23 protein-coding genes are annotated in these 21,053 nt (G+C 73.0%); 15 read left to right on the top strand and 8 right to left on the bottom strand.

What is annotated here, in order from left to right; translation table 11 throughout:
- Positions 1-186: 186 nt before the first annotated feature.
- Complete coding sequence (locus tag ABD126_RS38245; protein ID WP_343940514.1) at positions 187-600, bottom strand: MerR family transcriptional regulator; 414 nt, start codon at positions 598-600, stop codon at positions 187-189.
- A gap of 83 nt (positions 601-683) precedes the next feature.
- Here ABD126_RS38245 and ABD126_RS38240 point away from each other — a divergent pair, with 83 nt between their 5' ends.
- Together ABD126_RS38240 and ABD126_RS38235 are read left to right on the top strand one after the other, a co-directional pair.
- Complete coding sequence (locus ABD126_RS38240; RefSeq protein ID WP_343940512.1) at positions 684-1,865, top strand: MFS transporter; 1,182 nt, start codon at positions 684-686, stop codon at positions 1,863-1,865.
- Positions 1,866-1,951: 86 nt separating this feature from the next.
- Entirely contained in the window at positions 1,952-2,122 is a 171-nt protein-coding gene (locus tag ABD126_RS38235) for a hypothetical protein (protein ID WP_343940510.1), read from the top strand.
- Between the two features lie 68 nt (positions 2,123-2,190).
- Here ABD126_RS38235 and ABD126_RS38230 read toward each other — a convergent pair whose 3' ends face one another.
- A complete protein-coding gene (locus ABD126_RS38230; protein ID WP_121221943.1) occupies positions 2,191-2,565 on the bottom strand; it encodes a HesB/IscA family protein in 375 nt (124 codons plus the stop codon).
- Between the two features lie 92 nt (positions 2,566-2,657).
- Positions 2,658-3,674: a glycerate kinase family protein gene (locus ABD126_RS38225; protein WP_343940508.1), complete on the bottom strand. Its 1,017-nt coding sequence runs from the start codon at positions 3,672-3,674 to the stop codon at positions 2,658-2,660.
- Positions 3,675-3,716: 42 nt separating this feature from the next.
- Between ABD126_RS38225 and ABD126_RS38220 the strand changes: the two genes are divergently transcribed.
- Positions 3,717-4,346 (top strand): DUF3043 domain-containing protein, encoded by a 630-nt coding sequence (locus ABD126_RS38220; protein WP_343940506.1) that lies wholly within the window; start codon positions 3,717-3,719, stop codon positions 4,344-4,346.
- Positions 4,347-4,478: 132 nt separating this feature from the next.
- Entirely contained in the window at positions 4,479-5,465 is a 987-nt protein-coding gene (locus ABD126_RS38215; RefSeq protein WP_343940504.1) for an aldo/keto reductase family protein, read from the top strand.
- 87 nt (positions 5,466-5,552) lie between these two features.
- Here the strand turns inward: ABD126_RS38215 and ABD126_RS38210 are convergent, their stop codons facing one another.
- Entirely contained in the window at positions 5,553-5,753 is a 201-nt protein-coding gene (locus ABD126_RS38210; protein WP_343940502.1) for a hypothetical protein, read from the bottom strand.
- A 72-nt stretch (positions 5,754-5,825) separates the two neighbouring features.
- Here ABD126_RS38210 and cobU point away from each other — a divergent pair, with 72 nt between their 5' ends.
- From cobU to ABD126_RS38195, 3 genes are read left to right on the top strand one after another with little or no spacing between them, the layout of a single operon-like run.
- Positions 5,826-6,383 carry a bifunctional adenosylcobinamide kinase/adenosylcobinamide-phosphate guanylyltransferase gene (gene cobU / locus ABD126_RS38205; protein WP_343940500.1) on the top strand — a complete coding sequence of 186 codons (558 nt, stop codon included), beginning with the start codon at positions 5,826-5,828 and terminating at the stop codon, positions 6,381-6,383.
- On the top strand, positions 6,380-7,417 hold the full coding sequence (gene cobT, locus ABD126_RS38200; RefSeq protein ID WP_343940498.1) for a nicotinate-nucleotide--dimethylbenzimidazole phosphoribosyltransferase: 1,038 nt from the start codon (positions 6,380-6,382) through the stop codon (positions 7,415-7,417). Before cobU ends, cobT begins: the two co-directional genes overlap by 4 nt.
- Positions 7,417-8,133 (top strand): adenosylcobinamide-GDP ribazoletransferase, encoded by a 717-nt coding sequence (locus tag ABD126_RS38195; RefSeq protein WP_343940496.1) that lies wholly within the window; start codon positions 7,417-7,419, stop codon positions 8,131-8,133. The genes cobT and ABD126_RS38195 overlap by 1 nt, the downstream gene beginning before the upstream one ends.
- Here the strand turns inward: ABD126_RS38195 and ABD126_RS38190 are convergent.
- Both ABD126_RS38190 and ABD126_RS38185 read right to left on the bottom strand, forming a co-directional pair.
- A complete protein-coding gene (locus tag ABD126_RS38190) occupies positions 8,130-9,230 on the bottom strand; it encodes a branched-chain amino acid aminotransferase (RefSeq protein WP_343940494.1) in 1,101 nt (366 codons plus the stop codon). The genes ABD126_RS38195 and ABD126_RS38190 overlap by 4 nt on opposite strands.
- Before the next feature lie 74 nt (positions 9,231-9,304).
- A complete protein-coding gene (locus ABD126_RS38185) occupies positions 9,305-10,501 on the bottom strand; it encodes an amino acid permease (RefSeq protein WP_343940492.1) in 1,197 nt (398 codons plus the stop codon).
- Between the two features lie 227 nt (positions 10,502-10,728).
- On the opposite strand from ABD126_RS38185, the gene ABD126_RS38180 reads away from it, so the two are divergent.
- The gene (locus ABD126_RS38180) at positions 10,729-12,222 is read left to right on the top strand and encodes a leucyl aminopeptidase (protein WP_343940490.1); all 1,494 of its coding nucleotides are present in this window, start codon (positions 10,729-10,731) and stop codon (positions 12,220-12,222) included.
- 263 nt (positions 12,223-12,485) lie between these two features.
- Here the strand turns inward: ABD126_RS38180 and ABD126_RS38175 are convergent, their stop codons facing one another.
- Positions 12,486-12,803, bottom strand: a complete 318-nt coding sequence (locus ABD126_RS38175) for an oxidoreductase (RefSeq protein WP_343940488.1) — start codon at positions 12,801-12,803, stop codon at positions 12,486-12,488.
- Positions 12,804-12,978: 175 nt separating this feature from the next.
- Here ABD126_RS38175 and lpdA point away from each other — a divergent pair, with 175 nt between their 5' ends.
- The 7 genes from lpdA to ABD126_RS38140 all read left to right on the top strand — a co-directional run bounded on the left by lpdA (position 12,979) and on the right by ABD126_RS38140 (position 19,927).
- On the top strand, positions 12,979-14,349 hold the full coding sequence (gene lpdA, locus ABD126_RS38170; RefSeq protein WP_343940486.1) for a dihydrolipoyl dehydrogenase: 1,371 nt from the start codon (positions 12,979-12,981) through the stop codon (positions 14,347-14,349).
- A 55-nt stretch (positions 14,350-14,404) separates the two neighbouring features.
- A complete protein-coding gene (sucB, locus tag ABD126_RS38165; protein ID WP_343940484.1) occupies positions 14,405-16,174 on the top strand; it encodes a 2-oxoglutarate dehydrogenase, E2 component, dihydrolipoamide succinyltransferase in 1,770 nt (589 codons plus the stop codon).
- A gap of 118 nt (positions 16,175-16,292) precedes the next feature.
- The gene (locus ABD126_RS38160; RefSeq protein WP_343940482.1) at positions 16,293-17,174 is read left to right on the top strand and encodes a TIGR01777 family oxidoreductase; all 882 of its coding nucleotides are present in this window, start codon (positions 16,293-16,295) and stop codon (positions 17,172-17,174) included.
- Positions 17,171-17,788: a phosphatase PAP2 family protein gene (locus ABD126_RS38155; RefSeq protein WP_343940480.1), complete on the top strand. Its 618-nt coding sequence runs from the start codon at positions 17,171-17,173 to the stop codon at positions 17,786-17,788. The genes ABD126_RS38160 and ABD126_RS38155 overlap by 4 nt, the downstream gene beginning before the upstream one ends.
- The gene (lipB, locus tag ABD126_RS38150; protein ID WP_343940478.1) at positions 17,785-18,528 is read left to right on the top strand and encodes a lipoyl(octanoyl) transferase LipB; all 744 of its coding nucleotides are present in this window, start codon (positions 17,785-17,787) and stop codon (positions 18,526-18,528) included. Before ABD126_RS38155 ends, lipB begins: the two co-directional genes overlap by 4 nt.
- A gap of 60 nt (positions 18,529-18,588) precedes the next feature.
- Positions 18,589-19,440 (top strand): serine hydrolase, encoded by an 852-nt coding sequence (locus ABD126_RS38145; protein WP_343940476.1) that lies wholly within the window; start codon positions 18,589-18,591, stop codon positions 19,438-19,440.
- Position 19,441: 1 nt separating this feature from the next.
- Positions 19,442-19,927: an ArsR/SmtB family transcription factor gene (locus ABD126_RS38140; RefSeq protein WP_343940474.1), complete on the top strand. Its 486-nt coding sequence runs from the start codon at positions 19,442-19,444 to the stop codon at positions 19,925-19,927.
- Here the strand turns inward: ABD126_RS38140 and ABD126_RS38135 are convergent.
- Positions 19,917-20,837 carry an LLM class F420-dependent oxidoreductase gene (locus tag ABD126_RS38135; protein WP_343940472.1) on the bottom strand — a complete coding sequence of 307 codons (921 nt, stop codon included), beginning with the start codon at positions 20,835-20,837 and terminating at the stop codon, positions 19,917-19,919. The two genes, ABD126_RS38140 and ABD126_RS38135, sit on opposite strands and share 11 nt — an antisense overlap.
- Between the last annotated feature and the right edge of the window lie 216 nt (positions 20,838-21,053).

The following is a 21,053-nucleotide window of genomic DNA, read 5'->3' as shown; positions in this document are numbered from 1 at the left end:
GCCCCATCAAGCATGACGGCCCACCCGCAGTGCACATCTTCAGCCCAACCAGCCTTAAGTAAGCGGCATTGCCCTTCGGGCAGGTCATACGGTGGGGGAACCGAAGCCCTTCCTGTAGCTAACAGTGACCGCGCTTCGCGCGGTGAAAAGCGCCGCTGCGCGGCAAAAGTGTGCGTTGGAGGCGGTTTAAGCGTGCACCTCGGCTGAAGTGTGCTTGGCTGCTCGTTTCTTCGCCAGGATGACCTCCACGTCACCCACCAGCCGGGTCAGGTGGGTCTTGCTGCGCTCCAAGCCCGCGATCCGGTCCTCCAGCGAGCTCAGCTCCTCCTGCAACATCTCCAGCAACGGCACGCACCCCGCCTCGTCCGCCGGCAGGTCCACCTCCTCGCCCAGCGCGTGGGCGAGCACCAACCGGACCAGGCGCACGTTCAGGCCCGACGAGATCAGGCACCGCACGCTGCGCACGCGCTCCACGTCGGCCTCGTCGTACACCCGGTACCGCGACTCCGTCCGCTTCGGCTTCAGGAGTCCGTGCTGGTCGTAGTACCGCAGCATGCGGACCGTGGTCCCCGTCTTCTCCGCGAGTTCGCCGATCAGCACCCGTATTCCCCCTCCGCCGCAAAAGAGCCGACGATCACGCAAGCTTGACCCTGACGTCAGTGTCACACTTTAGCGTCTCCCCCGTGATCGCTCTCGTTCTGATGCTGTGCGCGTTCGCGGTGGGTACCTCGGAGTTCATCGTCGTCGGTGTGCTCCCCGAGGTCGCCGCGGACTTGGGGGTCGCGCTGCCGACCGCGGGCCTGCTGGTCACCGCCTACGCGGTGTCCGTCGCCGTCGGCGGACCCGTGTTGACCGTCCTGACCGGGCGGCTGCCGCGCCGGTCCCTCCTCATCGCCGTCATGGCGCTGGCGTTGCTGGCCTCCACGGCCTCGGCGCTCGCGCCCAACTACGAACTGCTCATGACCGCGCGCATGGTCGCCGCGCTCTCCCAGGGCCTGTTCTTCGCCGTCGCCTCGCAGGTGGCGGTGGCGGCGGTGCCGCCGGAGAAGCAGACCGCGGCCATCGCCAAGATCGTCAACGGGGTCGCCCTCTCCACCATCCTGGGCATCCCGGTCGGCACGCTGGTCGGCCAGAACTACGGCTGGCGCGGGTCGTTCGCCGTGGTCGCCGCGTTGACCCTCGTCGGGCTGCTCGGGGTGGTGCTGGGCGCGCCGAAGGTGGCGCACGAGCCCGATGCCGGGTTCCGGGCCAGCATGTTCGCGTTCAGCCGCCGGACGGTGCTGTTCGGGCTGCTCACGACCGTCCTCGCGTTCACCGGCATGATCACCGCCTTCACCTACGTGGCGCCGGCGCTGCGGGACGTGAGCGGGTTCAGCCCGGCCTGGGTGACCGGGGTGCTGCTGATCTACGGCCTGGGCACGATGGTCGGCAGCACGATCGCCGGCCGCGTCCAGCCCGCGGCCATCCCGAAGGTGCTGCCGATCCCGCTGGCCGCCCTGACCGCGCTGCTGCTGGCGCAGGGCTTCCTGCTGGAGACGAAGGTGACGGCCGTCGTGGGGGTGTTCGTGCTGGGCGCCAGCGCGTTCGCGGCCGGGCCGCTGCTGCACACGTTCCTGATGGGTCAGGCCGGGTCGGCGGCGGGGCTGGTGGCCTCGGTGAACATCTCGGCGTTCAACGTGGCCGCCGCGTTCGGGCCGATGATCGGCGGGGCGGTCATCAGCGGCGGGTTCGGGTTGCAGTGGATCGCGGCCGTGGGGGCCGTGCCGGCGGTCCTGGGGGTGCTGGTGGCGTTGTTCCTCGGGCGCCTGGTGCGCCGGGGCCACGACCACTCGCGACCGCTGGAACCCGCGCTCGCCGCGGCCTAGCGCCGCCCGGACGACAGGAGCCCTACCGGACGGCTACCGCCCGGTAGGGCTTTTGTCAATCCGATGACCGGCCTACCGTCGCGCAGGTGAGGAACACCGAGGCGGACACGCTGGACGAGCTGATCGACGACTGCACCGAGGTGCCGGCCGAGCTGCGGCCGACGGAGAAGGTGCTGCCCGAGCCCCGGGCGGCGGCCAAGTGGCAGGTGACCGACGCCAACGCGGCCCAGGTGGACGACCTGGACGCCTACGTCTGACCCCACCACCACCCCGGGCGACGGAAAAGGCCCCCGCCGCGGCGGGGGCCTTGAGGTTCCGTGCCGACTCAGTGGAACGAGTCGCCGCAGGCGCACGAGCCGCCCGCGTTCGGGTTGTCGATCGTGAAGCCCTGCTTCTCGATCGTGTCGACGAAGTCGATCACCGCGCCCTCGACGTACGGGGCCGACATGCGGTCCACAGCGACCTTGAGGCCGTTGAAGTCGCGCAGGGCGTCGCCGTCCAGCGTGCGCTCGTCGAAGAACAGCTGGTAGCGCAGGCCGGCGCAGCCACCGGGCTGCACGGCGATGCGCAGGTGCATGTCGTCGCGGCCCTCCTGGTCGAGCAGCGCCTTGGCCTTCACTGCCGCCGCGTCGGTCAACGTGACGCCGTGGGTGGGCGGTGCGTCAGGAGTCGAGGTGGCTGCATCCTGAGCGGTCGTCATGGCTCTCCCTCAGAGGTCCTTTGCGGGCATCTCTTCCCAGCAAACACGGGCGGTACCCGCTTTGTTCCTTAACACCCATGGTCGCACAACCCTCAGCGGGCGTGGTGTGACCACTGCCTCGCCACGTCCTGGGCGAGCGCGGCGAGGGTGCCGGCCGGGTCCGACATGGACTTCTCCACCGACCCGGCGTGCTCGGTGACCGAGTACGACTCCTGCACGCCGGCCGCCGCGGCCTCCCGCCGACCCACGCTGACCTGGCCCGCGAGCACCAGGCACGGGATGCCACGCTCGGCCGCGCCGCCCGCGACGGCGGTGATGAGCTTCCCGCGCAGCGACTGCCAGTCGAAGCTGCCCTCGCCGGTGACGGCCAGGTCGGCGCCGTCCAGCGCCTGGTCCAGCTCGGTGAGCCGGCGCACGAGACCCGCGCCGGACGTCACCTCGGCGCCCAGCGCGAGCAGCGCGGCGCCCAGTCCGCCGGCCGCGCCCGCGCCGGGCAGGTCGCGCACGGGCGCGAGTTCGGGCATGGCCGCCAGGCGCTCCTCCAGCCGGGCCACGGCCTCGGGCGACGCGCCCTTCTGCGGCCCGAACGTGTGGGCGGCCCCGTGCGGCCCGAGCAGCGGGTTCTCGACGTCGGAGGCGGCCACCAGCTTGGCGTTGACGCCGGTCACGACCTCGCGCAGGCCCGCGCCGCCGTCGGTGGTGGCCGAACCGCCCAGGCCCACCACGATCGTGTGACAGGTCCGGTCGGCGTCGGCGACCAGCTCCCCCACGCCCCGGGTGGTCGCGGTCTCCGCCGTGGCGGGCCGCTCCTCCTTCGGGATGAGGTGCAGGCCACAGGCCTGGGCGGACTCGACGTAGGCGGTGCCCTCGTGCTCCAGCCACACGGCCCGCACGCGTTCGCCGCGGGGACCGGTCACGTCGAGGTCGTGCAGGGTGCCGCCGAGGGCGGCGTGCAGCACGTCCACGAACCCGGGTCCGCCGTCGGCCAGGGGACGCGGCACCAGCTCGTCGTCGGGGGCGGCGCGGCGCCAGCCCTCCGCGACGGCCTCGGCGGCCTCCCGCGCGGTCAACGTTCCGCCGAAGCAGTCCGGCGCAATAACAACTCGCACCTCGCGAAGGGTACGGAACCGGGCATCTCCTACTCTTGGTGCGTGAGGTTCCTGCGCCGCAATGCCGACGAAGCCACCCCCGCCGCCGAAGAGACCCAGGCGGAGGTGACGCCCGGCGACGCCTCGCGCACACCCGGCAAGGGCAGGCCCACCCCCAAGCGCCGCGAGGCGGAGGGCAAGCGCCGGGGCCCCGTGCCCCCGCCGCCGCGCACGCAGCGCGAGGCGCTCAAGCGCATGCGCGGGAACAAGGTGTCCAAGGAAGAGCGCCGCGCCGCCGCCGTCGAGCGCCGCCAGCGCATGATGGCCGGCGAGGACAAGTACCTGCTGCCCCGCGACCGCGGCCCGGTGAAGGCCTACATCCGCGACGTGGTCGACTCGCGCCGCAACCTCATGGGCCTGTTCATGCCGTTGGCGATCCTGGTCTTCGTGGCCCTGCTCGTGCCGTCACCGCAGGTGCAGCAGTACGCGACCCTGGTGACCACGTTCATGCTGCTCGCGATGGTCGTGGAGGGCTTCGTGCTGGGCCGGTACGTGACCAAGCGCGTGCGGGCGAAGTTCCCGCAGGACACCTCGCGCGGCCTGTCGATCGGCTGGTACTCGTTCATCCGGGCCAGCCAGCTCCGGCGGCTGCGCGTGCCCAAGCCGCGCGTGACCTACGGCGACCGTGTCTGATTGCCCGACTGGCGTCGCGCGGCTCGGCCGCCCGGAAGTCGGCCTGTCGCGGCCTCGCGGGGGCAGGACCGCAGCGTGCGGGCTCCGGTAGTTCATTAGCTTGCCGAACGATCCGGGTCTAGGCTGGGGCCCATGGAGTTCCGACGCCTCGGCCGCAGCGGCCTCAACATCAGCGAGATCTCGTACGGCAACTGGCTCACCCACGGCTCCCAGGTCGAGGAGGAGCAGGCGACCGCTTGCGTCCGCGCCGCGCTCGACGCCGGCATCACGACCTTCGACACCGCCGACGTGTACGCCAACACGAAGGCCGAAGAGGTGCTCGGCCGCGCCCTCAAGGGTGAGCGCCGCCAGTCGCTGGAGATCTTCACCAAGGTCTTCTGGCCGACCGGCCCCGGCGGCCCCAACGACAAGGGGCTCGGCCGCAAGCACATCATGGAGTCCATCGACGGCTCGCTCCAGCGCCTCCAGACCGACTACGTGGACCTGTACCAGGCGCACCGGTTCGACCGGACCACCCCGCTGGAAGAGACGATGCTGGCCTTCGCCGACATCGTCCGCCAGGGCAAGGCGCTCTACATCGGCGTCTCGGAGTGGAACGCCGACCAGATCGCCCAGGGCGCCGCGCTGGCCCGCGAGCTGAAGGTGCCGTTCATCTCCAACCAGCCGCAGTACTCGATGCTGTGGCGGGTCATCGAGTCGCAGGTGGTGCCGACCTCCGAGCGCGAGGGCATCAGCCAGATCGTCTGGTCCCCCATCGCGCAGGGCGTGCTGACCGGCAAGTACCTGCCGGGTCAGCCGGTGCCGGAGGGCTCGCGCGCGACCGACGAGAACGGCTCGAAGTTCATCCAGCGGTTCATGCGCGACGACGTGCTGAACAAGGTCCAGCAGCTCAAGCCGCTGGCCGACGAGGCGGGGCTGTCGCCGGCCCAGCTCGCCGTCGCGTGGGTGCTGCAGAACCCGAACGTGGCGTCCGCGATCATCGGCGCGTCCCGGCCGGAGCAGGTGCACGAGAACGTGAAGGCCGCCGGCGTGAAGCTGGAGGACGAGCTGCTCAAGAAGATCGACGAGGTGCTGGAGGGCGTGGTCGAGACCGACCCGCGCCTGACCGTCACCCCGTGACCGCGCGCGAGGGCCCCGTCCGCGCCGACGGGTGGGGCCCTCGCCGTTCACACCGCTTCGCGCGGAGCCGGTCCCGGGCCGCGACGCCTACTCGGCGGGGGCCAGCGACATCGGGCCGTACACCTCGGACTCGGCGCGCAGCAGCGTCACCTGGGCCACGCCCGCGTCGCGCAGCGCCGGCCACTCCGCACCGAACCAGTCCTCGGCCTCGGTCTGGTCCGCGAACACCACCGTCGGGCCGTCCACCTCACGGCCGCTCTCGTCCTGGTAGCGCCACCGGTACTCCACGTCCGGCTCCTCCCGATGTCCGCCGGGTAACGTTCGCCAGGCTATGTCCAAACAGACCGGATGGGGTGCGGTGTGACGAGTCGGACACTGGTCCTCGGCGGCGCGCGGTCGGGCAAGTCCGCGCACGCGGAAGGGCTGCTCACCGACGACGTCGTCACGTACGTCGCGACCGCGCGGCGCTACCCGGACGACGCGGACTGGGAGCTGCGGATCGCCCAGCACGTCGCCCGCCGCCCCGCCACGTGGCACACCGTCGAAGCGCCCGCCCCCCACGACCTCACCGCGCTGCTCACCGCCACCGCGGCCACCGACCCGCCGATCCTGGTCGACGACCTGGCCACCTGGCTCGCCGGCGCGCTGGACGACGCGGGCGCGTGGGAGGGCCACGGCGTCGGCGAGGTGGAGCGCGAGTGCACCGCCCTGGTCAACGCGGTCGCCCAGACGAAGACCCGGCTGGTGCTGGTGTCCGCCGAGGTCGGCCTCGGCGTCGTGCCCAGCACCCGCTCTGGCAGGCTCTTCCGCGATCACCTCGGCTCGCTCAACGCGCGGCTGGCCGAGGTCTGCGACGAGGTCTTGCTGGTCGTCGCGGGAATCCCACTGCGACTGCGCGAAGCCGGAGGTAGTCGGTGACCGTCGAGTTCCCGCCCGTGGAGCCGCCGAGCGAGGACGCGCGCCGCCAGGCCGTCGCGCGCCACGGCGTGCTGACCAAGCCCGCGGGGTCGTTGGGCAAGCTGGAGGAGCTGGGCGTCTGGGTGTCCGCGTGCCAGGGCGCGTGCCCGCCGCGGCCGTTCACCCGGCCCCGGGTCGTCGTGTTCGCGGGCGACCACGGGGTGGCGCGGCACGGCGTGTCCGCCTACCCCAGCGAGGTCACCGGGCAGATGGTGGCGAACTTCCTCGACGGCGGCGCGGCGGTCAACGTGCTGGCCACGGTGGCCGGCGCGACGGTCCGCGTGGTGGACGTGGCGGTGGACTCCGAGACCTCCGTCGGCGACGCCAGGATCCGCCGCGGTTCCGGGTCGATCGACCGCGAGGACGCGTTGACCCTCGACGAGGCCGAGCGGGCCGTCGAACTGGGCCGCAAGCTCGCCGACGACGAGGTGGACGGCGGCGCGGACCTGCTGATCGCCGGGGACATGGGCATCGGCAACACCACGCCCGCGGCCGTCCTGATCGCCGCGCTGACCGGCTCGGAGCCGGTGGCCGTGGTGGGCCGCGGGACCGGCGTCGACGACCGGGGCTGGATGCGCAAGACCGCCGCCATCCGCGACGCGCTGCGCCGGGCCCGGCCGGTGCTCAGCGACCCCGTGCGGCTGCTGGCGACGGCGTCCGGCGCGGACATCGCGGCGATGGCCGGGTTCCTCGCGCAGGCGGCCGTGCGCAGGACGCCGGTCATCCTGGACGGGGTCGTGGTCGGCGCGGCGGCGATCGTGGCCGAGGAGCTGGCCCCGGGCGCGCGCGAGTGGTGGGTGGCCGGGCACCGGTCGGTCGAGCCCGCGCACTCGATCGCGCTGAACCACCTGAGCCTGGAACCGCTGCTGGACTTCGAGATGCGCCTGGGCGAGGGCTCCGGCGCGGTGGCCGCGCTGCCGCTGGTCGCGATGGCGGCGAAGGTGTTGGCGGAGATGGCGACCTTCGAGGGCGCGGGCGTCTCCGGGCCGGCCTGATGCGGCTGGCGCTGACCTGGCTGACCGTCCTGCCGATCCGGGTGTCCCACGTGGACGGTCGCGCGGCGCGGCGGGCGATCACGTGGGCCCCGGTGGTCGGGGTGCTGCTGGGCGGTGTGGCGGCGCTGGTGCTGGCCGGCCTGTCGTGGCTGGGCGCGCCGCCGTCGCTCGCGGGTTTCCTGGTCGTCGGCGGGCTGGCGCTGGCCACGCGCGGGATGCACCTGGACGGGCTGGCCGACACCGCCGACGGGCTCGGGTGCTACGGGCCTCCGGAGCGGGCGCTGGCCGTGATGAAGGACGGCGGGGCCGGGCCGTTCGCGGTGGTGGCGCTGATCGTCGTGCTGGGGGCGCAGGCGGTGGCGCTGCCGGCCGTGTCGTGGGGCGCGGTGGTGCTGGCGTTGGCGGCGGGCCGGGCGGCTTTCGCGCTGTGCTGCGCCCGCGGCGTGCCGGCGGCCCGACCGGAGGGGCTGGGGGCGCTGGTCGCCGGCACCCAGCCGGTGTGGGTCGTGGCGGCGTGGTGGGTCGCGCTGGCCGTGGCGGGGTTCTTCGTGGCCCCCGTCCACGGCCCGGTCGCGGTGGTCCTGGCCCTGGGCCTGGTGCTGGTGCTGGTGCGGCACACGCGCAAGCGCTTCGGCGGGATCACCGGCGACGTGCTCGGCGCGGCCTGCGAGACGGCGAGCGTGTCGGTGCTCGCCGTCTGCGCCCTGGCGTCCTAGGCGAGCTTGGTCATCCAGCCGTGCGGGTCCTCGACGGTGCCCTGCTGGATGCCGGTCAGCCGCTCGCGCAGCTTCATCGTCACCTCGCCGGTCGCGCCGCCGGAGATGCTGAACTGGCCGCCGGCGTGCTTCACGTGGCCCACGGGGGTGATCACGGCGGCCGTGCCGCACGCGAAGACCTCCGTCAGCTCGCCGGACTCCGCCTTCTTCTCCCACTCCTCGGTGGAGAACCGGCGCTCCTCGACCGCGTGGCCGAGGTCGCCGGCCAGGCGCAGCAGCGAGTCGCGGGTGATGCCGGGCAGCAGCGCGCCGGACAGCTCGGGCGTGACGATGCGGGCGTCCGCGCCGGAACCGAGGACGAAGAACAGGTTCATCCCGCCCATCTCCTCGACCCAGCGGCGCTCCACCGCGTCCAGCCACACGACCTGGTCGCAGCCCTGCTCGGCGGCCTGCGCCTGCGCCACCAGCGACGCCGCGTAGTTGCCCGCGAACTTCGCCGCGCCGGTGCCGCCGGGGGCCGCGCGGACGTACTCCGTGGACAGCCACACCGTCACCGGCTTGAGGCCACCGGCGAAGTAGGAGCCGGCGGGCGAGGCGATCAGCACGTAGAGGTACTCGGTGGACGGGCGGACGCCGAGGCCCTTCTCCGTGGAGTACATGAACGGCCGGAGGTACAGCGACTCCTCGCCGCCCGCGGGCACCCACCGCTCGTCCACCGCGACCAGCTCCCGGATCGACTCCAGGAACAGCTCGTCGGGCAGCTCGGGCATGGCGATGCGGCGGGCGGAGGCGCGGAAGCGCTCGGCGTTCGCCTCGGGGCGGAAGGACGCGATCGAGCCGTCGGGCCGGCGGTAGGCCTTGAGCCCTTCGAAGATCGCCTGGCCGTAGTGCAGCACCATCGCCGCCGGGTCCAGTTCCAGCGAGTGGTAGGGCTCGACTGCGGCGTCGTGCCAGCCCTGCTCGCGGTTCCAGCGGATCGTCACCATGTGGTCGGTGAAGTGCTGCCCGAAGCCCGGCTTGGCGAGTACCTCCGCGACCCGTTCCGGGGTCGCCGGCGTGGGGTTGGGGGTCCGGGTGAAAGGCAACGCGGTCGTCATGTCAGCACAGTAGCCGCTGGTGGGACATCGGAAAATCGCTGTCCCGACGCTCGGACGTCCGAGCTTCGCTCGGCTTACCCGACCCGCTGCCGCAGGTGCCCCAGCGCGAGCAGCCCGGTACCGACGGCGATGCCCGCGGCGGTGATCACGAGCGCCTCCGCCGGGGCGCTCATGGCCAGCAGCACCGACAGCCCCAGGCCGATGCACGCCGTGCGCATGGGCCAGGTGCGGTCCTCGTGGAGCAGGACGCGGGCGCCGGCGTTCGTGAAGCCGTAGTAGAAGGCGGTGCCGCACGCGCCGACGGCCAGCGCGGTGGTCGGGGGCAGGAGCAGGAACGCGGCGGCGGCCAGGGCGGTGCCGGCCACGTCGAGCGGCCAGCCGGCCCGGACGGCGGGCAGGTCGCCGGTCTCGGCGAGGCCCGCGAGGGTGCGGCGGGCACTGGCGAGGACCCACGAGAGCGCCGCGACGATCGCCACCGCCGCGCCCAGCGTCAGGACCGGCAGCAGCGCGCGGCCGTCGGCGGCGACCAGGGCGTCGCGCAGCGGCGCCGGGGACAGGCCGAGCCTGCTCGGGCCGAGTTGGCGCAACACCGACACGCCGAGCACGGCCGTCAGGATGAAGACCACCCCGATGAGGGCCGGGATCGCCACGTGGAGGGTCTTCGCGGTGAAGGTCTTCCCGTCCGGGTGAGGCGCGGTCACCCGTTCGAAGCCGGTGAAGGCGATGAACAGCAGCGATGCGGCGCCCATGATGCCGTCGAACCCGGCCGCGGTCGCCGGGACGGCGCTGTTGTCCGGCGGCGGCACCGTGAAGCCGACCAGCGCGACGAGGGCGAGCACGCCCACGACGAGCACGGCGACCGCCCAGCCGACGCGGCCCCGGACGTGCCGACCCAGGGCGGCGGTGCCGATGAGCAGCGCCAACCCGGCCAGGGTCCGGTCGGCGGGGAACACGTACGCGCCGAACGCGCCGGCCAGCGCGGCGGCGACACCGGCCCGCCCGACCAGGTGGGCGCTGGCGCCGATGCGCGCGGGCCACGGGCCGAGCTGGTTGCGGATGTAGGCGTAGCCGCCGGGCGCGTCGGGGTACGCGCGGTGCTGGTCGGCGGTGGAGTAGGCGCAGCACAGCGCGGTGAGCGCGGCGAGCGGCAGGGCGAAGAGGAACCAGGGGCCCGCGAGGGCCGCCGCCGGGGCGAGTCCGGTGAGGACACCGACGCCCAGCGTCGCGCCGAGCGCGAGCACCACGGCCCCGGCACGGGGCGTGACTGTCACGGCCTAACAGTCCCAGATGGACCGGGTGAGCGCGAACGCCCGTCGGACTGACCCCTGATCGTGTTAATTGTTACTCCCCGCTATCGAGAGTGCGGGGGACGCGGGGATGAACGAGACCTTTAGCATTCGTCACGATCCACCTTGGTCCGGAAAACACCCAGAGTCGTCCACCCAGTTCCCGCCGCACGACCAGGAAGTGCCGGGAGGACCCACGTCGAGGAGCCGCAGTGACCCCGCCGAAGCTGGCCATCACCGACAGTGACCCGAGCACCACGACCGCGGACGCCGTGGTCGTGGGCACCCTCCAGGGACCGGACGGCCTCGTCCTCGCGGGCGCGGCCGACGCGGTGGACGCCGCGTTCGACGGCGGCCTGGTGGACGTGCTGTCCACCCTGGGCGCCACCGGCAAGGCCGAGGAGGTCGTGTCCCTGCCGAGTTTCGGCAAGACCGCGGCCCCGGTCGTGATCGCCGTCGGCCTGGGCAAGCCGGCCGAGGACGGCTCGGTGACCGAGGAGCAGGTCCGCCGCGCCGCTGGCGCCGCCGCCCGCGCCCTGACCGGCAAGAAGCGCGCCGTCAGCACGCTGTCCTCCCTGCACCTCGGTGCGGCGGTCGAGGGCACGCTGCTGGGCGCGTACCAGTTCACCGCCTACAAGACCGCCGCCGGTGACGCGCCGGTCGCGCGGGTCGAGTTCGCGGTGACCGGCAACCTGAGGCCGCACCGGGCCACGCTCAAGGCGTCCACCCTGATCGCCGAGGCCGTCTGCACCACCCGCGACCTGATCAACACCCCGCCGAACGACCTGTTCCCGGCCTCCTTCGCCGAGCGCGCCGTCGCGCTGACCAAGGGCCTGGACGGCGTCGAGGTCGAGGTGCTCGACGAGAAGGCGCTGCGCAAGCAGGGCTTCGGCGGCATCCTCGGCGTCGGCGGCGGCTCGTCCCGCCCGCCGCGCCTGGTCCGCATCACCTACCGCGGCCCGAAGGCGGGCAAGAAGGTCGCCCTGGTCGGCAAGGGCATCACCTTCGACACCGGCGGCATCTCCATCAAGCCGGCCGCGGGCATGGACGAGATGACCTCCGACATGAGCGGCGCGGCGGCGGTCGTCGCGACGGTCGTGCTGGCGGCGAAGCTGAAGTTCCCGCTGGAGGTCACCGCCTACGCGCCGCTGGCGGAGAACATGCCGTCGGGCACCGCCTACCGGCCGGGCGACGTGCTCACCATGTACGGCGGCAAGACCGTCGAGGTGCTCAACACCGACGCCGAGGGCCGGCTGGTCCTGTCCGACGCGATCGTGCGCGCGTGCGAGGACGGCCCGGACTACCTGATCGAGACGTCCACGCTGACCGGCGCGCAGGTCGTGGCGCTGGGCAAGCGCACCGCCGGCGTGATGGGCACCGACGAGTTCCGCGACCGGGTCGCCTCGATCGGCCGCGCGGTCGGCGAGCAGGCCTGGGCCATGCCGCTGCCGGAGGAGCTGCGCGGCGACCTGGACTCGCGGCTGGCCGACATCGCCAACGTCGCCGGGCACCGGTTCGGCGGCATGCTGGCGGCGGGCATCTTCCTGCGCGAGTTCGTGGCCGAGGGCGTGTCGTGGGCGCACGTCGACATCGCCGGGCCGTCGTTCCACACCGGTGGGCCGTACGGGTACACCACCAAGGGCGGGACGGGCGTGCCGGTGCGGACGCTGGCCGCCGTGCTGGCGGACATCGCCGCCAACGGCTGAGTTCCGAATTCGTCGACGGGGGCCGCGCCGGCTGGTGCGGCCCCCGTTTTCGTCGCACCGAAGGGCCTTTGTCCGCTACGCCGAGACGTTCCCGACTGCGGCTTCACCCATTTTTCAAGCCGACCGCGTCGGCGGCGCACCACCAGGCGCTCTACCTGCGCGTCAGGGGATCAAAGACGTGCCAGGACCGCTTCTCCAGAATTCTCGACAAAGGCCGCAGGAACTCGTCGCCGCAATGCGGAACGGACCGGACCGGCCCGAACTCAACCCTGGTCCTTGCGGCGGCTGTATTCGCGCATGCGCTTCGGGTAGCCGACGATTCCGGCGTCGTAGATCGGGATTCCCAGCTTCTTCGCCAGCCTGCGCGCGCCCTCGGCGCCGTCGATGCGGCGGCGGGTCCACTCGCCGTCGTGCGCGACCAGCACGACCGTGGTCTCCGTCACGGTCGTCTTGGGCTCGACGTACGCCTCCACGCCCCGCCGTTGTGCGGCCCACTTCTCCAGGTGGCCGGTGTCCGCGGACGTGGGGGCCCGCAGCACCCCCGGGCGCTGCTTCCTGCGAAAACGGTCGAACAGGCCCACCGGGCCACCTCCTGCGCAGACTCCTGCCGCCCATGCTGCCGGCGGGCGTGTGAAGGCGTGGCCAAATCCTCCCAACAGGACACCGCGTCGCCGTCGTTCGCGAACTAGTGACAAGATGGCAATCACCCGCGCGCACCCGCGCGAAGTAAGGCATCAAGCTCTCCAGGGAGATCCCGTGACCGACACCTCCGCCAACCTTGTGATCCTCGGTGGCGGCTCGGGCGGCTACGCCTGCGCGTTCCGCGCGGCGGAGCTCGGCCTGTCCGTCGTCCTGGTCGAGAAGGACAAGCTGGGGGGCACCTGCCTGCACCGCGGCTGCATCCCGACCAAGGCGCTGCTGCACGCGGCGGAGGTCGCGGACAACGCCCGCGAGGGCGACCAGTTCGGGGTCAAGTCCTCGCTGGAGGGCATCGACATGGCGGGCGTGAACTCGTACAAGGACGGCGTGGTCGGCCGCCTCTACAAGGGCCTGCAGGGCCTGGCGAAGGCGAACAAGGTCACCCTGGTCGAGGGCGCGGGCACGTTCGTCGGCGGCACCACCGTCGAGGTGGACGGGCAGCGCTACACCGGCAAGAACGTCGTGCTGGCGACCGGCTCCTACGCGCGCAGCCTGCCCGGCCTGGAGATCGGCGGCCGGATCATCACCAGCGACCAGGCGCTGAACCTGGACTTCGTCCCGGAGAAGGTCGTCGTCCTGGGCGGCGGCGTGATCGGCGTCGAGTTCGCCAGCGTGTGGGCCTCGTTCGGCGCGGACGTGACCATCGTGGAGGCCCTGCCCCGCCTGGTCCCCGCCGAGGACGAGTACGCGTCCAAGCAGCTGGAGCGGGCCTTCCGCCGCCGGGGCATCAAGTTCAAGACCGGCGTCAGGTTCACCGGCGCCACCCAGACCGACACCGGCGTCTCGGTGACCCTGGAGTCCGGCGACGTGCTCGACGCGGACCTCCTGCTGGTCGCCGTCGGCCGCGGCCCGAACACCGCGGGCCACGGCTACGAGGAGGCCGGCGTCGCGATCGAGCGGGGCTTCGTCGTCACCGACGAGCGCCTGCGCACCAACCTCCCGAACGTCTACGCCGTCGGCGACATCGTGCCCGGCCTGCAACTCGCGCACCGCGGGTTCCAGCAGGGCATCTTCGTCGCGGAGGAGATCGCCGGGCAGAACCCCAAGGTCATCGACGAGGCGGGCATCCCGCGTGTCACCTACTGCAAGCCGGAGGTCGCCTCGGTCGGCCTCTCCGAGGCGGCGGCCAAGGAGAAGTACGGCTCGGTGGAGACGTTCGTCTACGACCTCGCGGGCAACGGCAAGAGCCAGATCCTGAAGACCGCCGGCGGCGTCAAGCTGGTCAAGGCCCCCGACGGCCCGGTGGTGGGTGTCACGATGGTCGGCGAGCGGGTCGGCGAGCTGATCGGCGAAGCCCAGCTGATCTACAGCTGGGAGGCCTACCCCGAGGACGTGGCTCCGCTGATCCACGCCCACCCGACCCAGACTGAAGCCCTCGGCGAGGCCTTCCTCGCCCTGGCCGGCAAGCCGCTGCACGTGCACGGCTGACCGTCCCAACTCAAGTCAGCCGATCCACGACCCACGCACGAGGAGTCAGCGAACGATGGCCTTCTCCGTCCAAATGCCCGCACTCGGCGAGAGCGTCACCGAGGGCACGGTCACCCGCTGGTTGAAGCAGGAGGGTGACCGCGTCGAGGTCGACGAGCCGTTGCTGGAGGTCTCCACCGACAAGGTGGACACCGAGATCCCGTCCCCCGCGGCCGGCGTGCTCCAGAAGATCGTCGCCCAGGAGGACGAGACCGTCGAGGTCGGCGCCGAGCTCGCCGTCATCGGCGACGGCGACGACTCCGGCTCCGGTGACAGCGCTCCGGTGGAGCAGTCCGCGCCGGAGACCCCGGCCGAGACGCCCGCCGCGCAGGCCCCCGCCGAGGAGGCCCAGCCCGAGCCGCAGTCGGCGCCGGCTCCGGCCCAGTCCGTCGGCGGCGCCGCCGACGGCACGCCGGTGACCATGCCCGCGCTGGGCGAGAGCGTCACCGAGGGCACCGTCACCCGCTGGCTGAAGTCGGTCGGCGACGCGGTCGAGGTCGACGAGCCGCTGCTGGAGGTGTCGACGGACAAGGTGGACACCGAGATCCCGTCCCCGGTCGCCGGCACCCTCCTGGAGATCACCGCCGGCGAGGACGAGACCGTCGAGGTCGGCGGTCAGCTCGCCGTCATCGGTTCGGGCAGCCCGGCCCCGCAGGCCGCCCCGGCCCCCGCGCCCGCCCCGGCCCCGGCCCAGGAGGCGCCCAAGCCCGCGCCGGCCCCGGAGGCTCCGAAGCCCGCCGCCGCGCCCGCTCCGGCCCCGGCGCAGGCCGCCCCGGCTCCGCAGGCCGCTCCGGCCGCGCCCGCGCAGGCCGCCCCGGCCGCGTCCGAGGAGTCGAACGGCCAGCCGTACGTGACGCCGCTGGTGCGCAAGCTCGCCGCCGAGAACGGCATCGACCTCGGCTCGCTCAAGGGCACCGGCGTCGGTGGCCGCATCCGCAAGCAGGACGTGCTCGCCGCCGTCGAGGCCGCCAAGGCCCCGGCTCCCGCGCCGGCCGCCCCCGCCGCCCCGGCCGCGTCCGCGCCGGCCCAGCGGGTCGCCACCCCGGCCGTGGACGGCAGCGGCAAGCGCGGCACCGTGCAGAAGCTGCCCCGCCTGCGCCAGATCGTCGCGCAGCGCACGCGCGAGTCGCTCCAGGTCTCCGCGCAGCTCACGCAGGTGTTCGAGGTGGACGTCACCAAGATCGCCCGGCTGCGGGGCAAGGCCAAGGCCGCGTTCGAGCAGCGCGAGGGCACCAAGCTGACGTTCCTGCCCTTCTTCGCCAAGGCGGCCGTCGAGGCGCTCAAGCAGCACCCGGTGCTGAACGCGTCCATCGACGAGGAGAAGAAGGAGGTCGTCTACCACGGCGCCGAGCACCTGGGCATCGCGATCGACACCGAGCGCGGCCTGCTCAACGCCGTGATCGCGAACGCGGGCGACCTGAACCTGGCGGGCCTGTCGCACAAGATCAACGACCTCGCTTCGCGCGCCCGGGCGAACAAGCTCACCCCGGACGAGCTGACCGGCGGCACGTTCTCGCTGACCAACCTGGGCAGCAACGGCGCGCTGTTCGACACCCCGATCATCCAGCAGCCGCAGGTCGGCATCCTGGGCGTCGGCGTGGTGAAGAAGCGCGCGGTCGTCATCACCGACGAGAACGGCGACGACACCATCGCGATCCGGTCGATGGCCTACCTGGCGCTGACCTACGACCACCGCCTGGTGGACGGGGCCGACGCGGGCCGCTTCCTGACCACGATGAAGAACCGCCTCGAAGAGGGCGCGTTCGAGGCCGACCTGGGCCTCTAGGCGACCACCGCGGAAGGGCCGCCCCGAGGACGTCCGGGGCGGCCCTTCCGCGTTCTGTGGCACCGGCAACACCGCCGCTGCTGTGCAACACCGCGCGCCGTGCGAGACGATCAACGGCATGCGGGTTCTGATCGCGGGGTCGTCCGGCTTGCTCGGCACCAGCCTGGTCGCCGCGTTGCGCGGGGCAGAGCACGAGGTGCTGCGGCTGGTCCGGCGGCGGCCCGCGGCGCCCGACGAGCGCGGCTGGGACCCGCCGGCCGGGCGCATCGACCCGGGCGCGCTGGACGGCGTGGACGCCGTGGTGAACCTGTGCGGCGCGGGGGTCGCGGACAAGCGGTGGAACGACGCCCGCAAGCAGGTGCTGCTGGACAGCCGCACCATCCCCACCGAGGTGCTGGCCTCGGCGGTGGCCGAGCACGGCATCCCGGTGCTGGTCAACGCCAGCGCGATCGGGTACTACGGCGACACCGGCGACGCGGTCGTGGACGAGACCGCTCCCTCGGGCACGGGGTTCCTGGCCGAGCTGTGCCGCCGGTGGGAGGCCGCGACCGCCGCCGCCGAGTCGCAGCGCGTCGTGCGGCTGCGCACGGGCCTGGTGATCAGCCCGTCGGGCGGGTTGTTCGGCGCGATCCGGCCGCTGTTCAAGTTCGGCCTCGGCGGTCGGCTGGGCGACGGGCGGCAGTACATGCCGTGGATCTCCCTGGACGACGCGATCGCGGCGATCCAGTTCGTGCTGGAGCGCGACGTGCGCGGGCCGGTGAACGTGACCGCGCCCAGCCCGGTCACCAACGCCGAGTTCACCCGGACGGTCGGGCACGCGCTGGGCCGGCCGACGCCGTGGGTGGTGCCCGCGTTCGCGCTCAAGCTCGTGCTCGGCGAGATCGCCGAGGAGGGCGTGCTGGCCGGGCAGCGGGCCGTGCCGAAGGTGCTGGAGCGCCACGGCTTCCACTTCCTGCACCCGGCGCTGGGCGCGGCCGTGGCGGCGGCCGTCACCGCGTGAGCCGGGCGTTCCCGGCGTCCGTCGGCGTGGTCCTCGCGGTGGCGTCGGTGGTGCTCGGGGTGTCGGTGGACGGCGCGCCGCCCGAGCTGGACTCGACGCTGCGCGGCGCGGTGGTCGGGCTCGGGCCGGGGATCGAGCGGGCGGCGGACGTGGTGAGCCTGGTGCTCAGCCCGGGGCTGGCCACGATCGCGCTGGTCAGCCTGGTGCTGCGGGCGTGGCTGGGGCGCGACGTGCTGGTGTTCAAGGCGGCCGTGCTGCTCGCGGTGTGCTGGGCGAGCGTGCTGAGCCGGTGGTTCTACCTGCGGGTGCGGCCGGTGGAGTACGACCTGCCGTCCTACCCCAGCGGCCACGTCACGGCGGTGACGGCGGTGTCGGTGACCGCGGTCGTGCTGTGCGCGCACCTGCGGCCGGCGCTGGTGCGGCGGGTCGTGGCGGCGTCGGTGGCGGCGGTCGTGCTGACCGCGGCGAGCCGGGTCGTGCTGGAGATGCACTGGTTCACCGACACGGTCGGCGCGGTGCTGGCCACGACCGGTGTCGGCCTGGTGGCGGCGCTCGCGCTGGGCCTGCTGCCTCCTCGCCCGGTCCCGAGCGGTGGGCGTAGGGTCGAGCCGTGAGCAGTCGCGAACTCTCCTGCCGCACGTCCTCCGACCCGATCGACGTGCGTGAGCTGGGCACCATCGACTACCTGGCCGCGTGGGACCTCCAGCGCGAACTCGCCGAGGCCCGGGCGGACGGCACGCGCGGCGACACGCTGCTGCTGCTGGAGCACCCGCCCGTCTACACGTGCGGCCGGCGCACCGAGCCCGACGAGCGGCCGGTCGGCGGGGACACCCCCGTGATCGACGTGGACCGCGGCGGCAAGATCACCTGGCACGGGCCGGGGCAGCTGGTCGGCTACCCGATCGTGGGGCTGGCCGAGCCGATGGACGTCGTGCAGTACGTGCGGCGGCTGGAGCAGGCCCTGATCCACGTGTGCGACCAGCTCGGCGTGCGCACCGGGCGGGTCGAGGGCCGCAGCGGCGTGTGGATCCCGGCCGACGAGCGCGGGATCGAGCGCAAGGTGGCCGCGATCGGCATCCGGGTGCAGCGCGGCGTGACCATGCACGGGTTCGAGATCAACTGCAACGCCGACCTGGCCGCGTTCGGCGACATCATCCCGTGCGGCATCCGGGACGCCGGGGTGGCGTCGCTGTCGCACGAGCTGGACCGGGACGTGACGGTGGCCGAGGTGCTGCCGATGGCGCGGGACGCGGTCGTCGACGCGCTCAACGGCGACCTGCCGTTGACCGACCGCACGTTGGAGCGTCAACAGCCGGTGGCGCCGGGCGTGACGTTCGCCGTCCAGAGCCGCTGACACCCGCCGACCCTCCCCTCTAGTATTCCGGAATTACGGATCACCGAGGGGAGAGTCGTCGTGCCCGTGACCCGACGAGCCCTGCTCACCGCGTTCGGCGGCACCCTGCTCTTCCCCGCCGTCGCTTCGGCGTCGACCGCCTGGTCGGGCGTCTCGGTGGTGGTGGACGACGGGCGCGGCGGGCGGTTCGCGCACCGGGCGCACGAACCCCGACCGCTCGGGTCCGCAGTGCGGGTCGTGCACCTGGCCGGTTACGCGCGGGCGGTGTCCGAGGGCTCGCTCTCCCCGGCCGAACGGGTGCGGGTCGCCGAGTGGGAGCGGTTCCGGTCGGCCCCCGACGCCCACGGCGACTCGTTGCGGCACCTCGGCATCAGGTCGACCAACGGCGTGGTCGCGGACGACCCGCGCGTCTTCGTGACCCTGGCCGACCTGGCCGGGGTGCTGACCCGGTTCGACGACCACGCCGCCGCCGACCTCCTGCGCCAACGCCTGGGCGAGGCCCGCCTCCGCGCCGCCGCCGCCCGCCTGGGCTGGCCGGACGCCCCGGTCCCGTCCCTGCTCGGCGAACGCCTGCGCCAGGTCCTGGGCCGCCCCGAGGACCCGGCGCGGTACCTGACCGACCCCGCGCTCCGCCTGGAAGTCCTGGGCCGCTCCCCCGCCGTCCCCGCTCGCCCCCCGTCCACCCGAGGCGCCGCCGCCGACCTCCACCGCCTGCTCCGCAACCTCGACCACCCGCTGGACATCAGCGGTTCCGCCGTCGCCCTGAGGACCCACCGGCACGACGGCCGCGTCGGGACCGCGGTCGTCCTGGCGGACGGGGACTCCGCCGAGTTCGCCCGCGTCGCCACTTTGGTCCGTTCGGCCCTGCACGACCCCGCTGTGCTGCGGGAATTCCACGTGACCCTTACGTAGGATGACCGGAGTGGACCTGGTGCAGCGGCTGGCCGAGCTGGAGCAGCGCGTCGCGGCGCTGGAGGGTGACGAGCGCGAGACGGTCGTGCTGCCCGACAGCGAGGACGGCGGCGGCGAACTGGGTTACGGCGGAAGGGTTTCGCTGGGCGGCGGGCGGGTGTCGTGGCGCATCGACGTGACGCCGGAGCGGGCGCTGTCGCTGGCCGACCGACCGCGCATCGAGGTGCTGGCGGCGCTGGCGCACCCGGCGCGGGTGGACATCGTCCGCTCCCTGCTGGCGGGAGGCCCCCAGCCCGCGACGGCGCTCCAGGAGGCGGCCCGCCTGGGTTCCACCGGGCAGCTCTACCACCACTTGAAGGCGTTGACCGGGTCCGGCGTGGTGGAGCAGGACAAGCGCGGCAGCTACCGGCTGCGCAGCGCGGCGACCGTGCCCGTGCTCGTCCTGCTCACCGCCGCCTCCGACGTGGCGGGTCAGCTCAGGGCGTGACGCCCGCGATCAGCTCGACGTGGTCGAGGTCGGACAGGTCGAGCACCTGGCAGTAGACCCGGGAGATCCCGGTGCGCTCCCGCCACTGCCCGATCCTGTCCTGCACCTGCGCGACCGTGCCGGTGAGCCCGTTGGCCTTGAGCTCCTCGAAGTCCCACCCGATCGCGGCGGCCCTCTCGGCGACCTCGGCGTCGTCCCGACCGACGCACGCGGTCAGGGCGACCGACCGGGTCATGGTCGAGGGGTCGCGCCCGATCTCCCGACAGGCCGCGTCCACCCGCTCGAACTGCTCGGCGGCGAAGTCCATGTCCACAAAAGGAAGGTTGAACTCGGTGGCGAACCGGGCGGCCAACGCCGGCGTCCGCTTGACCCCCTTGCCACCCACCACGACCGGCACCGGCCGCTGGACCGGCTTGGGCAGCGCGGGCGAGTCGCTGAGCGTGTAGTGCTTGCCCTGGAAGGAGAACGTCTCGCCGAGCGGGGTGCCCCACAACCCGGTGACGATCTCCAACTGCTCCTCGAACACCTCGAACCGCTCGCCGAGCGTGGGGAAGCGCAACCCGTAGGCGGTGTGCTCCTCCTCGAACCACCCGGACCCGAGCCCGAACTCGACGCGCCCGCCGGACATCTGGTCCACCTGGGCCACGGAGATGGCCAGCGGCCCGGGGTGCCGGAAGGTGGCGGCGGTGACCAACGTGCCCAACCGGATGGACTTGGTCTCCCGAGCCAACCCGGCCAACGTGATCCACGCGTCGGTGGGCCCGGGCAGCCCGTCGGCGGACCCCATCTTCAGGTAGTGGTCGGACCGGAAGAACGCCCCGAACCCGGCGTCCTCGGCCGTGCGGGCGACGCGGAGCAGGTCGTCGTAGGAAGCCCCCTGCTGGGGCTCGGTGAAGATGCGCAGTTCCACCCACCCAAACTAACCCGCCAAGCCCCCACCCACGCACCACGCCCCCCTTCGGGCGCGCAGCGCCTGCTTTCCAGGCGCGCAGCGCCCCGCTTTTGGGCTTTTCCGTCCTCCCCGTATGGCCTGCCCGAAGGGCAATGCCGCTTACTTAAGGCTGGTTGGGCTGAAGATGTGCACTGCGGGTGGGCCGTCATGCTTGATGGGGCGGTGGTGTGGCTT

Source organism: Saccharothrix mutabilis subsp. mutabilis (genome assembly GCF_039521145.1).
GTDB classification, from domain to species: Bacteria; Actinomycetota; Actinomycetes; order Mycobacteriales; family Pseudonocardiaceae; genus Actinosynnema; species Actinosynnema mutabilis.
This window is presented reverse-complemented; position numbering and strand designations above follow the sequence as displayed.

Excerpts from the sequence above, each read along its gene's own strand:
- ABD126_RS38230 (WP_121221943.1), bottom strand. The coding sequence starts at position 2,565 with ATGACGACCGCTCAGGATGCAGCCACCTCGACTCCTGACGCACCGCCC.
- ABD126_RS38215 (WP_343940504.1), top strand. The coding sequence starts at position 4,479 with ATGGAGTTCCGACGCCTCGGCCGCAGCGGCCTCAACATCAGCGAGATC.
- ABD126_RS38195 (WP_343940496.1), top strand. The coding sequence starts at position 7,417 with ATGCGGCTGGCGCTGACCTGGCTGACCGTCCTGCCGATCCGGGTGTCC.
- ABD126_RS38190 (WP_343940494.1), bottom strand. The coding sequence starts at position 9,230 with ATGACGACCGCGTTGCCTTTCACCCGGACCCCCAACCCCACGCCGGCG.
- sucB (WP_343940484.1), top strand. The coding sequence starts at position 14,405 with ATGGCCTTCTCCGTCCAAATGCCCGCACTCGGCGAGAGCGTCACCGAG.
- ABD126_RS38160 (WP_343940482.1), top strand. The coding sequence starts at position 16,293 with ATGCGGGTTCTGATCGCGGGGTCGTCCGGCTTGCTCGGCACCAGCCTG.
- ABD126_RS38140 (WP_343940474.1), top strand. The coding sequence starts at position 19,442 with ATGACCGGAGTGGACCTGGTGCAGCGGCTGGCCGAGCTGGAGCAGCGC.